Origin of the sequence: Leptothoe sp. ISB3NOV94-8A, from assembly GCF_043421595.1 — a bacterium.
Classification (GTDB): Bacteria; Cyanobacteriota; Cyanobacteriia; order Phormidesmidales; family Phormidesmidaceae; genus Leptothoe; species Leptothoe turfae.
Map to the genome: position 1 here is coordinate 364,778 of NZ_JAXSQW010000001.1, position 15,397 is coordinate 380,174.

The following is a 15,397-nucleotide window of genomic DNA, read 5'->3' on the forward strand; positions in this document are numbered from 1 at the left end:
TTGATTGTTTTTCATACCTTTCGAAGACTGGACAGTATTTAACACCTCAATGACTCAGTGATCACAGTAATAGCAACCAGACAGAGAACCAAGATCAATGCTCTTCCCAGAATTTGTTCCAGGAAAAAGACAACAATTGCAGTAAAGAAGCTCATTTTCAGAACAACCAAGGCCATATAAGAGATCGTGCAACCTGCCACACTCAACAAAAAATATTTCACTGCTGTGATCGTTAGCATCATCAGCCAGTTTCTGCTCGGCTGCCGTTTCATGACAATTCGCTCCGTTGAGAAAGTGGCTTAACCAAAAGCGTAAGGCCTTCTCGACCAACTACTTCAACCTGGTCACCAGGGTTTAGTTCGTTAAGTGTAGCGGTCTGAGATAAGCGAGCAGGCCAATAGGTGGCATAGAAATAAACTCGTCCAGGATTTTGGACTGTGACCTGGCGATCAATCCTGCCTTTTCTTTGGGATAGTGATAGTTCTTGGCTGGGGAAGGGGATTAAGCCGTTCATAATGATGTTCCTGCAAATGAAGTCGATAGGCTTACTATGCGGGAATATCCTTTTTGATTCGAGGGATCTTCGGAGGCTTAAGAGAAAGTTGACAGAATTTTTGATTAGGTTTTTCTAAACCCTCTGCAAATAAGCATTACAGCCCAAAATCAAGGTCTAATGCAATCGCTTACTATCGGATAAGGTGCCGAAAAGTTTCCCTTAAGTTCCCGATTTTTCAAAGTTGCCATCTACATCACTAGACCTATGAGCCGATCCCCCAAGCGATATCGAGGTGTTGTATTAACCCAGCAAGGGATAGAACGGCTCGAAGCTTCGATCGCAACGGCTCAAGACAAGGAAAAGTACGGTAAGCGCTTCACTCAGGCGGAACTTTCCGAACGGGCCAAGCTCAGCATTAAGACCATTAAGAAAATTCGCGATCGCACAGCACCTGTAGATGAAGTATCGGTCCGAACGATATTTGAAGCATTTGAGCTGTCGCTGGAAGCCGCTGATTATGGTCTGCCTGAGTTGCCCTCACCATCAGTGGAAAGTGAGCCAACTCCTCAAGGTACTTGCTTAACGACCAAAATCGACTGGGGTGAAAAACCAGATACGGCGACTTTCTTTGGGCGCACAGATGATTTGGCGACCCTAGACCAATGGGTAATGGCGGATCAATGCCGACTGATAACGTTGCTAGGGATGGGGGGCATTGGCAAAACGGCCCTGGCCGCAAAATTAGCTGACCAGATTTACGAGCAGTTTGACTATGTCATCTGGCGCAGTTTGCGAGAAGCACCGCCATTGGACGAAATTCTAGTGCGGCTAATTCAGTTTCTGTCTAACCAGCAGGAAACAGAAATAAATCTGCCAACGCGCCTGGGCGAACGCATTATTCGTTTACTTCACTATTTGCGAGAGCATAGCTGTTTGCTGGTATTAGATAACCTGGAATCGATTCTGCAGGCAGAATCAGCAGGGCAATTTCGCGATGGGTATGAAGGTTACAGGGAGCTAATTCATCGAATTGGAGGAGCGGAACATCAAAGCTGTCTGCTGCTAACCAGTCGGGAATGTCCTCGGGAATTGGCTCTAATGGCAGGAGATCATCTTCCTGTACGTTTGTGGCCAGTAGAGGGTATTGATTACGAAGCTGGACAGGAAATTCTAAAAGCAAAGGGATTGAACTTAGAGGATGCAGATAATCAGGGCCAGGAACTGATTCGTCTCTACAGTGGTAATCCCCAGGCATTGCACCTGGTAGCTACGGCTATTCGACGAGAGTATTTGGGGGATGTGGAGGACTTTCTTGAAGAGGAGGGGGCAGCGCTTGAGGATGTACGTAGCCTGTTGGACCAGCATCTAACCCGTCTGGCCCCACTGGAGCGTTCTATCTTGTTCTGGCTAGCGATTAACCGTGAGCCAGTTGGGATAGAGGAGTTGATGGAAGATTTGTTGCCGCCAGTAACTAAACGAGATGTACGAAGTGCGTTAACGGGATTGTGCGATCGCTATTTAATAGAAGCGACAGGTAAGCGGTTTACCCTTCAAAATGTGATCATGGAATTTGCCACTGATCGCTTTGTTGAAAGGGTAGGTAAAGAGCTGGAAAGGCAACAGTTTGATCTGTTTCACAATCACTCCCTAATTAAAGTTACGACAAAAGATTATATCCGCGAGACCCAAATTCGGCTGATTTTGAAACCTGTGATCGATTGTATTGACAACATAGAGCAGGTTGTCAATAAATCTCTGAAAACCATCCGCAAACATCAGGATTGGCCAAATGGTTACATAGCTGGAAGTTTAATGAATATGCTATGTCGGACTCAGCCTAAAGTCTCATATTTTGATTTTTCTAATCTTTCATTGAGACAAGCTTATATAGAAGGAATGCAACTTCATAAAATCAACTTAGCTTGTACATCATTTATCAACTCTTCCTTTACCCGTTTGTTTGGCCGAATTGGTTCGGTTGCTTTACAACCAAACGGAGAACTTATGGCAACTGGTGATAGTAACGGACAAGTTCGAATATGGGATATCAACGAGCCTCAAAGGTTTTCCACACTCGAAGGCCACACTGATTTCGTCTCATCAGTTAGCTTTAGTCCAGATGGTCAATGGATTGCTACCGGCAGCGCAGATGCCACAGTTCGTTTGTGGAATTCTCAAACACATGAATGTGTTTATGAATTTACAAAACATACTAATGCGATTTGGTCAGTGGCATTCAGTCCTGACGGTAACTTACTTATCGCTGGCGGTGGGGATGCGATGATTTGGCTTTGGGACATTCAAAAGCATAGATGTATTTATAAATTTAAGGGCCATACTGATGTCATTTGGTCAGTAGCATTTAGCCCTAATGGTGAGTTGTTTGCCAGCTGTAGCAAGGATGCCACAATTCGATTGTGGAACGTCCGGAATCGTCAATGTATTCATGTGTTGAAAGGCCATACAAATGCTGTCAGAGCAATCGCATTTAGTCCTGATGGTCAGTGGTTTGCTTCTGGTAGTGCAGACCACACTATTCGACTTTGGAATGTTCAAAATCATGAATGTATTCATACATTCACAGATCATACAAATCTAGTCAGAACAGTTGCCTTTAGTCCCGATGGTCAGATTTTAGCTAGTGGTAGTGGCGATCATACTATTCGATTATGGGACTATAAAAAGCGTCTATGTATCCAGACTTTCACGAAGCACGACAACTGGGTATTATCGCTAGCCTTTAGTTCAAATGGAAAAATGCTTGCTTCTGGTAGTGAGGACGCGACAATTCGACTTTGGAATCTTCAGCAGTATCAATGTGTTCATACATTAACTGGCTATACCAATCGAATTAGAGTGATGACATTTAGCCCTGACGGTCGATGGCTTGCTTCTGGCGGTGAGGATACTGTTGTTCGACTCTGGGATACTCAAAAACTTGAATGTGTAGACACATTTATCGGTCATTGTAATTGGATCTGGGCCACGAACTTCAGTCCTAATGGTCAATACATTGTCAGTAGCAGCGGAGATTACACCATTCGACTATGGGATATCCAACAGCGAAAATGTATCCATATCTTTACGGAGCCCAACAATTTGATAACATCATTATCCTTCAGTCCTAATGGACGATGGATTGCTACTGGTGATAGAAGATCTACTCTCAAACTTTGGGATACTCAGAAAATCAAGCATATCTACACTTTTACTGGCCATAACGATTGGGTTAAGTTTGTGGCTTTTAGTCCAAATGGACAATGGATTGCTACCGGAAGCAAGGATGAAACCGTCAGATTGTGGGATATTGAAAAGCAGATTTGCCTCTATACATTCACAGGCCATTCTGATTCTATCTCGTCAATTACCTTCAGTCCTGACAGCAGATTGCTTGCTAGTAGCAGCCTCGATACTTCAATTCGACTCTGGGATATTCAAAAGAAAACTTGTGTACATACTTTTAATCACTCTGCTCCTGTCTGGCTTGTGAGTTTTAGGCCTAATGGCCGACAGTTGGCTAGCAAAAGCGGCGATACTATTAAGCTCTGGGATATTCAACAACAGGCTTGTATAAACGAATTTTCTACTTTTGGAGATTGGATTCGTTCAGCGACCTTTAGTCCTGATGGTCTAGTTCTAGCAACTGGTAGTAACGATGGTACGATTCGGCTCTGGGATATTGAGACCGGAAGATGTAAATCACTTTTGCGTGCACCTCGTCCTTATGAAGGCACCAACATTACCGGAGCGAAAGGCTTAAATGATGCACAGCGAGATTCTCTAATTGTGTTGGGAGCGGTCGATTCCCCTTCCGAAACACTTCCAGAAATTTAGCGATAGCCTCCTGTAAAAATCTCTCAGCTGTTACTATTCCTGCTCCAAAAATGTGTAATTTAGTTACTTGTGCTTTGGTAGAGGTGGATTCTGTTGCCTTACACTGCGCTTTTAGAAGTTTACGTATAGAGAGATCTCCAAAATAATGCCAGGACGGACCACTTACTCCAGGTTACGTGACGAGCGTTTAAGGATGGTCAAATCCAGAGGGGTATTGCGCTAATGCTTTCGGCAGATAGCTCTATAGTGCGGCGATAGGAACAAATTTATTGTAAAATCGCACCAAGTGATTTTAGGGCTGTTTTATCTGCATCAAGTAAGCCTTTAGCACCTCTGACATCAGCATTTATATATGGCTTGTTACTGAGTGTTTGTAAACAGTCACCCTTGAGCGTGTCCCAAATTTTAACTGTTTCATCCCAGCTGCCACTTACCAATGTACTGCCATCTTCACCAATTGCGAGTGATGAAATCCAAGAGCTATGTTCTGTGAAAACAGCAGTACAACTCAAGGAAGCAATATCCCAAATTCTAATAGTGTTATCTCTTCCACAACTTGCTAAGGTCTTGCCATCAGGATAAAAAACAACTGCTTCAACTGCTTCTGAATGTCCTTCCAAAGTAGCTATAAATTCGTGTTTTGAGAAATCCCAAAGATAAATTTTATGATCTTTGCCCGCGCCCGCAAGAATTGATTCATCGGTAGTTAAGGATAAAGCATTTACAGATTCTGTATGGCATTTCAAATCACCAATGCATTTGTGGGTATTCACATCCCAAATACGAATAGAGGTATCCCTTCCACAACTAACTAATTTTTTATTGTCATGAGTCAGTAGTGCATCATTAGCAGCACCTTCATGAGCAAGAATGGTTCCTACACATTCTCCACCATTATCTAGGCTCCATAATTTGACAATACCATCTCTTCCACTGCTCACAAGGTAATGTTGATCTGAGCTAAATCTTACAGACCAGATTCTTTCAGTATGACCTTCGAAGGTATAAATACAACGACCTTTTTTAAGGTCCCATACTTTGACTAAATTATCTGCGCCACAGCTAGCTAGCATAGTGCCATCAGTGCAGAAAGCAACGTAGTCTACCCAACCATTATGATCAGTCAAGATTTTTTCACATTTATAGGTTCTTAAGTTCCAAATTTTAATAGTGTGATCATCATGGCCACTAGCTATCCAAGACTGACGTTGATTAATCGAAACAGATAACACCCAATTGGTACATCCTTGAAAAGTATGGATATTTTTTCCTGTCGGTATATCCCAGATTTTTATAGTTGCATCACTACCGCCACTTAGTAAATTTTGACCATCATTAATGATAGTGACAGTCTCTACCCAATCAGTATGACCTTGGATAACTTGTTCACACTTTCTAGTAGGAATATCCCAAAGCCTTATCATATGGTCATTACTGCCGGTTGCTAAAATTTTCTCATTAGGACTAACATCCATAGAAAACAAAGATGCAGATGTGGACTCTGAAACCCAAGTATCAATATTTTCACCACTTTCAATATCCCAAACTTTAAGGAATGAATCAAAGCTGCCACTTATAAATCTTTCACTCTTAGGAAGAGTGACAATACATCGGACTGAACTATCATGCCCTAAACAAGTTTTGAGGCATTTACCACTTTCTATATCCCAGATTCTAATGGATGTATCTTCACTAGCACCACCACTTATAAGGAGTGCTCCTTCTCTTGCTGTAGCAAGTGCTCTTACAGAATCTACATGCCCTATTAGAGATTTGAGGCATGTTCCAGTCTGAAGATCCCAAATTCTAATCTCCATTTCTGGAAATTTACTACCACTTATGATCAATGAGTTATCTGGATTGAGGGTCAGACTACAGATTTCTCTTGAGTGTCCTTTCAGAGTCTTAATGCACTTACGGGTTTTAATATCCCAAATATCAATGACATTATTCCGAGCACAAACTAATTTTTGGTTATCTTTGGTGAAAATCAGTTTCCTAACCCATGAAGTATGTTGGTTATCAACATCTCCCTGGTGAAATCTTGCAATTTCTTGCTTGCTGTCAAGGTTCCAAAGCCTTACCCCACCACTGCGATCACTAGCAGCGACAATATGATTGTCTGGACTACAAGCAATCTCTAAAATCGAGCCAAAACTCTTTGAAAAGATAGAAGCAGTTAAGTCAGCATTGACTAAGCAAACATCACTAAGATATGCATTAGAAAAATCAGAACCTGAAATAGAAGTGTCGCTTAGATCTTTGCCACTAAGTGCCAAGGGATTGAGCTTCAGTAATAACGTAACAGCGTTTCCACCTGTAAATTTAACTTCGCTTGAGGTCTTATTTCGAGTTTCAGCAATGATCTCTAAAAGAGCTTTCTCACTATTTTTTGCATGATTAAGCATAGGCAGAATCAAGTCACAGACTGCTTTGCTTAATGGACTTTGTCCAAAGCTCAAAGGTAAATCAACTTGATTTCTGAAGTAATCTGGATTAGCTATTTCAATAAAATCATTAGCTAAAAGATCCAGCTCCGCAGCAAATTTATAAGCTACAAAGAACTCCAGAAGAGATCGATGTGCCGGAGTATAATCCCCTTCCGCATTACGGATCAGCATGGTTTGTCCCATCATGTCGTAATGCCAATGATCAAGGTTTTTCTCTTCCTCGACAGTGGCTCCAAATAGTTTACGAATACGATCAGGAAACTCTCGGTAGTTAATGCTCATTCGGTCAGTACTAAGCATTTCCCAAGACAGTTCACACATGAAATAAAGCTTGTCCGCCATAGAGGTAAACGTACGCTCAGCTTTAATATCACGCTCCATTTTGTGACGTACAGCGTAGAGGTAAACCCGAGACATATCTACTGGCTTACCAGCTTCAATATCAGGCAATGCCTCTAGAATCAGCTCAGTCAATACAGGACGACGGGCCAAATCTAGCAATTCAGGATTGCCCATGATTTGTTCTACTGTTGTTGGTTGGGCTTGGTATTCCAAAACCTGACAAATTTGCTCATCGTTGAATTTTTCCAGTTCAAGAACTTCAAACTGAGGTGTCTCTCCAGTTAAATCTCGGGTAGATGCTTGTAGTTCTGCATTTAATAGCTCCCTGCCCTCCCTCGCATCTGGAAAATGTTCAGTACGGCAGGTAAGGATGACTTTGGCCCCAGGAACCACTACCTTTGCTAGCTCCCAAAAGTTGTTGATCATCTCCTGACGATCAACACGAGCTGCCATTTCATCAAAGCCATCGAAAATCAACAACAGTTTGCCCATACGATTGAGCTGCTCAAAGGCAGAATAACCAGGAATAGGGATCTCATGCTTACGGAAAAAGAATTCTGAAAATAACGATTCGACACTTACAGCTTTTGCGTAGTCCCGCAGGGGAATCACTAATGGCAGACGAGGTCGATCTAGCCCCCGTTTCTGGGCTTCACGATAGTGCTGAAGGGCTTTCCAGGCATAGTGAAGGGCAAACCAGGTCTTGCCCGTACCAAACTCACCTAAGACAGAGATATGTTCCTTAGCAGGGTCATCTAGCCAAAGGTCTATATAGCCATCGATCCAGCCATCGCGATCATCGTAACGGCTGACACCGATGCGTTGTTTAGTATCAGGGTCAACTTCTTCCTTGAGACAGGCCAACGGCACATACTTCTGAGCGATACCCCGTTTTTGAATCTCAGCTTCTAGCCAGTTAAGGTAACCACTAAAGTCAGCATCCTGGTCAAGGAGTTCATCCAGGGTATAGCAGCCCAGTCCATCATTTTCTTCCTTATTGGCTTCATCGCGGGCAGCCCGACTAATGCGCCGGGCAGTGACTAGCCAACCTTCATCAGTGCGGTGGGTTTCAACTACTTGCTTTAGATCCTGTACATCTCGTAGTCCAGCTTCCCCATCAATGCCGCGTACCAGGATGCGATCGTACCGTCCCCGTCGTATCGGGATATTGATAATCCACTCAAAGTAATCATCCTGCCAAACTTCATGGGATTCAAAACGAAAGCCCAGCGTTTCGAACCAACCACGCATCTGCTGAGCTAGGGCAAATGCCTTGCATTGCTCTGCGCTAAAGGCTTCACCTGCTGGCAATGCGGGATTATCTTGGGCTGCTAAGCGTGCCATCTCGGTACGCATCCCCTCAAGAGTGGGTAAACGGCTCAGGCGCTCTTGTAAGGTACCAATTTGTCGATGCAAGGAGTCCAGTTTTTGCTCAGCTAGAATTTCGGCTGGGGTACGGGTACGTTTGGCAACTTCGATAAATACAGCTGCGAACTCGTAGAATTCCCGGCGTATATCGACATTATTGGCCTGTAAATCAGCCTGCAGAGGGTGATCGTCTAGAAAGGCTTCTCCGTTTTTAAGCAGGATCGAGGGGGTATTGCGTTCCAGGGCTTCACGGAAAAGCGCCTGAATCTTATCCTGTCTGAAAATTTCCAGTACAGGGCGGGGCTTGCCTACCCCGTATTCCACCAGGGCATATCTATAGACACCAGGAAAATCCTCTGGCGGGTGCTCGGGATCAAGCTTTAGGTGCTTGAGTAGCTTGATAATCCGCTCATTTCGGCTAATGCTCTCCACCGCAGTATCGAAGAGCATGTCTATCAGGTTATCGAGTCCAAACACCCTGCTTTCCTCAACTCCAGTTTTTCTAATGAAAGCTAATTTTTTGTAATTTGAACAGGTTGTATATAACTTTAAGGAGTCAATGCTTAAAATTAGGCTAGGAAATCCTAGGAGACCAAACCTATACAATTCGCAATTTACATCAAAAAATACATTCAATACTTAGGTTAGGCTACTTATTCGGTATTATCGAAGCAAGGAGATGCCTAGTACCGATGCAGAGTTATAAGTAGGAGATTACAAGTTTATAGTGTCTAACTCAATTAGCATTGTTGGGCATTATGTTAATTCGGCAATTACGTAGCAAATTCAAGAAGAATCTGAGCTCAGGTATAGCTGATAAGCATGATCACCTGTAAGCATTTGATGATTTTCGTCGACTATACTAAAGATAATTGGACTTAAGCCAAGTTTAAAGTCTTATTTACCACTTATCAGTTTGTGTTCTGAAATTTAAGTTTCGAAGAAGTCTAGTATCAAAAATTGTTAACTCATGAACCCGATGATAGAATCCGATAGGTTAGTCCAGCTTGAGAAAAATATAAGACGTTTGCGAAATCAGATTTCTGGGAAAGAGGATATTCTGATTACGATTGCGCCAGAAGAGAAGGTCAGAATCAAACAACAAATAGATGATCTACGCTCAGAGTTATTACCCTTTGAAGAAGAATATTGGTCAATTTTTGCACGTCATTCAAATTCTTTGTTACAAATCTCAGAAGACGATGCTGAAATAGTTGTCTCAGAAATCATTTCTCAAATCAAGGTAATCGAAGTCTCTCAAACTGAAAAATATTCAAGAGAAGTCCTCACACTTTTAAAGGAAATCAAAGAACAGCTAAGTCAGCCTGAGACAGCAGCAGAAGCAAAGTTGAAGGGAATGATTTCCTCTATCCCACCATTTATTGGCGTTTCATATGAAGCTGAGTTAGATACTGAAAGATTTTTTCAGAAGTATTTCCCAACATTCAGACGACTAATTAGTAGCGCTGTAAAAAAGTCATAAGCCGTGGTCATCCAACGATAGATCACGGAACAGATAAAATCAACAGTTCAGGGCCAACTAAAATTCTAGTCTTAGCAGCAAATCCTCAAAATAGTAGCGAGTTAAGACTTGCAGAGAAGGCTCGTCAGATTCAACAAAATTTTAGAAAAGCAAGTATAAGAGAGGACTATTTAATTGAATCTTTATGGGCTAAAGAGCCCTTAGATATATATCGCTTTTCACTTGAATTCAAGCCTGACTTCATTCATTTTTTTGGAGAATCAACTAAAAAAGAACTGATATGTTTCTCAGACTCAAGTGGAAATATAAATGTGGCTAACGCTGACTTATTATCAAGTCTTTTTCGGCTACTTTCCAAGCAATCAAAATACGTTCTTTTAGAAAACTGCTACTCAGACTCTCAAGTAAACTCGATTTCTGATTATTCTGATTATTTGATTGGCATTGATTCATGTACCGAAGAAGATGTAGCTATTGAATTTATTACAGTCTTTTATGAAGCCTTTATCTTCGGAGATACTGTTAAAGATTCTTATGACCTCGGTTGTAGTGCAGCGAGGATATCTAATTCTTCTACGAGTCATGTTCCTATTTTGAAGAAAAGAGCTGCGATTAATACTGAAGAGATTGTAAAAATCATTCAGGATATTCGAGGTAAGTCTTACGCAAACATCAAAGAGAGATGTGGAAAGATGCGAATACTTGATATGACGCATCCAATCGAAGTAAGTAATTTCTATGTAGATGTTAATATCTTGGAGAAAGTCAGTAATACAAGACGTTTAGGGATTGATGATCTTTTACAAATTTGCAATCCTCAAAAAGTTGAACGCTTTGGATTAGGTCGCGTAGTCGAGCAACGGCTACCTGCGTTAGAAGCCGCAGAACAATATAGTAAGTTAGTAATTCTTGGAAAGCCTGGAGCAGGTAAAACAACGTTCTTGAAGTATTTGGCAATTGAATGTGCAGAAGGAAACTTCAACACTTTTAGAGCACCTATATTCATAACATTAAAGAGTTTTTCAGAATCTAAAAGAAACAATGATTTGTTAGATTACTTGTTAAATCAATTTAGCAATCTAAATATTGAATCTCAACAAATAATGGATTGCTTAAACTATGGAGGGGCTTTGATTTTACTGGATGGGTTAGACGAAGTTAAGGAAGATAACAGCCGCAAAGCAATTCAGGAAATTCAAAGTTTCGTCGAGCGGTTTTACAAAAATAAATTTATTGTTACCTGTCGAATAGCAGCAAAAGAGTACACATTCGAAAATTTTATAGAAGTAGAGATTGCTGATTTTGATGAAAGACAGATCACCAGTTTTGCAAAAAAGTGGTTTTGTGATACTGATGGGAAAAGTCTCCAAAAATTTCTCAATAAATTGAATAGTAATAAGCCTATTCAAGAAATTGCAACAAATCCTTTACTATTAACACTTCTTTGTTTGGTGTTTGAAGAGACATCGGATTTTCCAGTCAGCCGGTATGAATTATACAAAGAAGGCTTAGATGTACTTTTAAAGAAATGGGACGCCAAGAGAAATATTGAAAGGGAACAAATATATAAAAAACTCTCACTAAAAGGGAAAGAGGATTTACTCAGCCAGATTGCCTTGTCAACATTTAATGAAGGAACGTATTTTATCAAAAAGAGGCATTTAGAAAGCTATATATCAGATTATATTCAAAATTTACCTACTGTTGAAAATAGTTCTGAAACACTACATCTTGATAGTGAAGCAATAATAAGATCTATCGAAGCTCAACATGGCCTATTAGTTGAACGAGCACGAGGGATTTACTCATTTTCGCATTTGACATTCCATGAGTACTTTACTGCTAGAGGTATTGTCTTTGGTACAGACACCCAATTAAGTTTGAAGAGTCTCTCAGAACATGTTTTTGAACCACGGTGGCGTGAAGTATTTTTGCTTTCTGGAGAAATGCTGCACCGAGCCGATCATCTCTTCCTATTGATGAAGGAGAAGATGGATGATCTCTTGAAGTCTGATTCTCAATTAGTTGATTTTTTTGAATGGATTAATCAAAAAGCACTTTTATGTAAGTCCAAGTCTAAAGTTGCAGCAGTTAGATTATTTTACTTTGAGCTAGCAAGAAATTCTGCCTTGAATAGACGTAAACTCAATAAAAGTAATGATTACCTAAATGAACTTGGGCTCCTTATTTCTAACTCTAAATCTTTTGATGAAAAATTTGATATAACACGCAATCGTTTGCTTGATTTGGATTTCACACTTACGCTTCTTTACTCGATTTCTAAAGATTTGAATTTAAATCTTTACAGCCCATACTTTGATGAAAGTCCTGATATGCTTGAGGATGAAGATGATGAGCTAGATGAAGATGATGAGCTAGATGAAGATGATGAGCTAGATGAAGATGATGAGCTAGATGAAGATGATAATATCTTCTCTGATATAGAAGATGAAGATGAGTACGCAGAATCAATACTACTTGATACTCTGACTCCAGAAAGTCTAGAAGATGATATTAACCAAGAAATATATTTGCTTGATGCAAATTTTGAAAGTTTTTTCCCAACCACTGAGTTATTGAATGAACGTTTTTCAAAAGAAGAAAACGAAGTAAAAACCTCTGAAAAACTTAGTATATTCTACTCGGCAATAACCCACGTATTACGCTTACTCAAAAGTTTGAATAAGCAATCAGATGTTGAGACTTTTGGGGTAATAATGCAGCTAATATCCGAAGTGCCATTTCCTAGTCAAGAAGAAAGTGATGGAATTCCTTGGGATGTGTGGTGGAAAGAGCGAAGTAAAATATGGCTGAGCAGGCTCAAGAGAGTCTTAGTTAGCGATTTTGATATTTGTCATAGTTGGAGGTTCAATCGAAGACAAGAAAGAAATATTGAACGATATTACAATTCTCAAAAACTATTGTTTGATTGTTTAAATAGCGGCTGCTATCTGACACGAAGTGTTAGAAAAGATTTAGAAAACTCACTTATGATATCTAATATGCCTGATATTAGAGATTAGGAGCTTAGACTCTCATGGTACGGTAATTTCTTATGGGCACCTCTATTTATTGATTTTTTGAGGAATCGAGTCTCAAATAAGACTGTTATCCAGCCTTGTTTCTGGAAATCAGAATATGAAATAAACACCCCCCATGCATTGTGTCCGTTTTAGAGCTGAATATCCCATCCTTTAGGCAAATACTTCAGCCATGTCTTGTTTTTGCCAGAAGACATACCGCTTGAGATTGTAGGTCAAGTTTTTGAGGCCGAGCATGGTTTTGGCCCTGGCTAACCCAATGGTGCGAACAACGTTGCCCCCCATCTCATTGACCATCGACCCAAATACATGTTCAACCTTGGCCCGGGTTTTTGAACGCTCACGATTGTCCGCTATCTGCACCTCTGTTAGGGGGCGATTGCGATAGGCTCGTTCGTTAAGATGGCTCTCAAAACCCATCATCTCTAACACGGTGACAATCGCTATCGAGAGATAGGCGCTATCGGCCCAAATCTCATCATCAGAATTGTCCGCATCTAGCAGTTGACCCAATACCTGAGAATCATGAACCGAGGCATCGGTGACCGTATACCGACGAATATAGCAATTTCAATCCAGGTGAGGTACGCTAGTCATCATAAATTAAGTGTACCTAAGATGATTAGAACTGATGCCTAAGCCGTACTCATTGGACTTACGTCAGAAGATTGTCAAGGCCTATGACCGAGGTGACCTCTCTCAACGTAGTCTTGCTAAACAATTTGGTGTCGCTAAAAGTTTTGTGCAAAAACTGCTCAAGCAGCGTCGAGAGACGGGCTCAATTGCCCCCAAGGTCCGTGAGGAGCAAACCCCACCCAAACTCAATGACGACCATCGAATCATTCTGGCTCAGTTAGTCGAAGCAACCAATGATGCGACGTTGGCAGAACTCTGCCATCAGATCCATGAGAAAACGGGGGTGCGTGTCGGTACAACCACAATGCACAATACGCTCAAGCAGATGAATCTAACGGTCAAAAAAAACGTTCTACCCTGATGTTAAAGCCAGCGAACGAGTCCAAACGGAACGGGTAGATTTCTGGAAGACAGTCCAGACAATTCTGGCGAAAGATCTTATTTTCATCGACGAATCGGGTGTCAATTTAGCGATGACCCGGTTGAGAGCTCGGTCGACTAAGGGCAAGCGTGCTTACAGCAGCAAACCCAGCAAACGTGGAAAGAACGTCTCTATTATTGGTGCCCTTGGGCTGAATGGTGTGATTGCAGACTACAGTCTGCTAGGCGCTACGGACGGTCTGACCTTTGAAGCCTTTATCAGCCAAACGTTAGTTCCAAAACTATGGAAAGGTGCTTGTGTGGTGATGGATAACTGTCCGGTACATCTCGACCAAACCATCCGTGACCTGATTGAAGCAGCACAGGCTCGATTAATTTACCTCCCTCCCTATTCACCTGATTTCTCACCTATCGAAAACTGCTGGTCTAAGCTCAAAAGTATTCTCAGAACACTAGGACCGAGAACTTACCCTGACTTAGCAAATGCAATTGAGACAGCCTTTTCTCAAGTCTCTCTTGACGATATTCGAAGCTGGTTCACTCATTGCTGCTACTGTACCTCAGAAGACTGAAAAATGCTGTAAACCCATGCCCCGCATCCCGATTGATATGGTTTTTATACCCGTAATGAGACGTGCCATTCTTTTTGGTCCAACGAGCCTCCACATCCTTTTGGGATAGCTTATGAGGCTTGTCCTGCCAATCCTCAGGCACCTTGCCTGCTTTGACCTCGGCATTATCGTCTCGACTATTCCGTTGTTTAGGCACTGGCACTAAGGTGGCATCGACGATTTGACCACATTGGGCTTGGTAGCCCGTTGCCTTCAGATAGGCCCCAAACTGCTCAAATAGTCCTTCCTCTAACTCGGCCTGGCGTAAGCGCTCCCGAAATGACCACACCGTTTTCGCGTCTGGCACCGCATCTTCCAGGCCCAGATGTAGAAATCGCATAAATGACAACCGGTCATTCACTTGGTATTCCAGCTCATCGTCACCAATGTTGTAGAGCTGTTGCAGGATTAACAACTTAAACATGAGGATGACATCTATCGGGCGACGACCTGCTTTACGCTTACGGGATTTGACATACACGCTTTCTAACAGCGGTCGAAACTCATCCCACGGAATCAGCTCGTCCAGGCAGGTCAACAGGTCTTTTTTTGATTCCAGCTTTTGATGACGGATCTCAAAATCCCAAAATCCTTGTTGTCCCATCAGAAGTCTCCCTGTCAACCCTAATCCGTAACCATGATCTCATATTGAGACTCTATTTTTGAATTAATCGAGGTGCCCTTATGCAAAACAAATATGTAAGACTATTGCATCTAAAATTTTCAGATTAATGCAACATAAAAACTAATACTGT

At 41.6% G+C, this 15,397-nt stretch carries 8 protein-coding genes and 1 pseudogene; 4 read left to right on the plus strand and 5 right to left on the minus strand.

The features are described from left to right. Window positions 1-38: 38 nt before the first annotated feature. Together SPB21_RS01555 and SPB21_RS01560 are read right to left on the minus strand one after the other, a co-directional pair. Window positions 39-272: a hypothetical protein gene (locus tag SPB21_RS01555; protein WP_499865148.1), complete on the minus strand. Its 234-nt coding sequence runs from the start codon at window positions 270-272 to the stop codon at window positions 39-41. Beyond that, window positions 269-514: an NfeD family protein gene (locus tag SPB21_RS01560; protein WP_499865150.1), complete on the minus strand. Its 246-nt coding sequence runs from the start codon at window positions 512-514 to the stop codon at window positions 269-271. Before SPB21_RS01560 ends, SPB21_RS01555 begins: the two co-directional genes overlap by 4 nt. A gap of 246 nt (window positions 515-760) precedes the next feature. Here SPB21_RS01560 and SPB21_RS01565 point away from each other — a divergent pair, with 246 nt between their 5' ends. Continuing rightward, entirely contained in the window at window positions 761-4,330 is a 3,570-nt protein-coding gene (locus SPB21_RS01565; RefSeq protein WP_499865152.1) for a WD40 domain-containing protein, read from the plus strand. Window positions 4,331-4,596: 266 nt separating this feature from the next. Here the strand turns inward: SPB21_RS01565 and SPB21_RS01570 are convergent, their stop codons facing one another. Continuing rightward, window positions 4,597-8,967, minus strand: coding sequence for an NACHT and WD40 repeat domain-containing protein (locus SPB21_RS01570; protein ID WP_499868654.1), 4,371 nt, complete (start codon window positions 8,965-8,967; stop codon window positions 4,597-4,599). Between the two features lie 502 nt (window positions 8,968-9,469). On the opposite strand from SPB21_RS01570, the gene SPB21_RS01575 reads away from it, so the two are divergent. Both SPB21_RS01575 and SPB21_RS01580 read left to right on the plus strand, forming a co-directional pair. Next, complete coding sequence (locus tag SPB21_RS01575) at window positions 9,470-9,973, plus strand: hypothetical protein (protein ID WP_499865153.1); 504 nt, start codon at window positions 9,470-9,472, stop codon at window positions 9,971-9,973. Between the two features lie 311 nt (window positions 9,974-10,284). Further along, window positions 10,285-12,996, plus strand: coding sequence for an NACHT domain-containing protein (locus SPB21_RS01580; RefSeq protein ID WP_499865155.1), 2,712 nt, complete (start codon window positions 10,285-10,287; stop codon window positions 12,994-12,996). A 171-nt stretch (window positions 12,997-13,167) separates the two neighbouring features. On the opposite strand, the gene SPB21_RS01585 is transcribed toward SPB21_RS01580, so the two are convergent. After that, window positions 13,168-13,575, minus strand: coding sequence for a transposase (locus SPB21_RS01585; RefSeq protein WP_499868655.1), 408 nt, complete (start codon window positions 13,573-13,575; stop codon window positions 13,168-13,170). A gap of 70 nt (window positions 13,576-13,645) precedes the next feature. Between SPB21_RS01585 and SPB21_RS01590 the strand changes: the two genes are divergently transcribed. Beyond that, window positions 13,646-14,603 (plus strand): IS630 family transposase gene (locus SPB21_RS01590; RefSeq protein WP_499865157.1). Its coding sequence is split into 2 segments (ribosomal slippage): window positions 13,646-13,989 and window positions 13,988-14,603, totalling 960 coding nucleotides; the frame shifts between segments, so codons are not numbered across the junction. A 16-nt stretch (window positions 14,604-14,619) separates the two neighbouring features. On the opposite strand, the pseudogene SPB21_RS01595 reads toward SPB21_RS01590, so the two are convergent. Then, a pseudogene (locus SPB21_RS01595) lies at window positions 14,620-15,246 on the minus strand (IS5 family transposase); the annotation flags it as partial. Window positions 15,247-15,397: the final 151 nt, after the last annotated feature.

Excerpts from the sequence above, each read along its gene's own strand:
- SPB21_RS01555 (WP_499865148.1), bottom strand. The coding sequence starts at position 272 with ATGAAACGGCAGCCGAGCAGAAACTGGCTGATGATGCTAACGATCACA.
- SPB21_RS01560 (WP_499865150.1), bottom strand. The coding sequence starts at position 514 with ATGAACGGCTTAATCCCCTTCCCCAGCCAAGAACTATCACTATCCCAA.
- SPB21_RS01565 (WP_499865152.1), top strand. The coding sequence starts at position 761 with ATGAGCCGATCCCCCAAGCGATATCGAGGTGTTGTATTAACCCAGCAA.
- SPB21_RS01575 (WP_499865153.1), top strand. The coding sequence starts at position 9,470 with ATGATAGAATCCGATAGGTTAGTCCAGCTTGAGAAAAATATAAGACGT.